The organism is Mesorhizobium sp. M8A.F.Ca.ET.181.01.1.1, from assembly GCF_004792025.1.
Classification (GTDB): domain Bacteria; phylum Pseudomonadota; class Alphaproteobacteria; order Rhizobiales; family Rhizobiaceae; genus Mesorhizobium.
This window is the reverse complement of sequence record NZ_SRTV01000176.1, coordinates 1-321: the sequence shown is the minus strand read 5'-3', so window position 1 is coordinate 321 and position 321 is coordinate 1. Positions and strand designations below refer to the sequence as shown.

Genomic DNA, 321 nt, shown 5'->3' with positions numbered 1-321 from the left:
CTTCCTTGAGGCGCGGATGGCCGTAGCCGATATGGTGGACGCTGTTGCCGTGGAAATCCATGTAACGGCGTCCGGCGGTGTCCTCGATCCAGATGCCTTCCGCCTTGGCGATGGCCGAGACGCAGGGGCTGGACAGGCTCTGGTGGAGGAAGGCATCGGCGTCGCGCCGCAGAAGTTCCTGCGACGGCGCATGGCTCTGCTTGACGCTCCATTCCTGTCGTGCCGCCGCCTTGTTGGATTCGCCTTCGGTATGGACGAGCGTCATTGGCCGAACAACTCCGTTATGGTCTCTTCGCCGAGCCCGAAGCCGGTGCTGGCGCC

1 pseudogene is annotated in these 321 nt (G+C 64.2%); it reads right to left on the bottom strand.

Going from position 1 to position 321, the window contains the following annotated elements:
- Positions 1–265: pseudogene (locus EN824_RS34120) on the bottom strand (aminotransferase class III-fold pyridoxal phosphate-dependent enzyme); the annotation flags it as partial.
- Between the last annotated feature and the right edge of the window lie 56 nt (positions 266–321).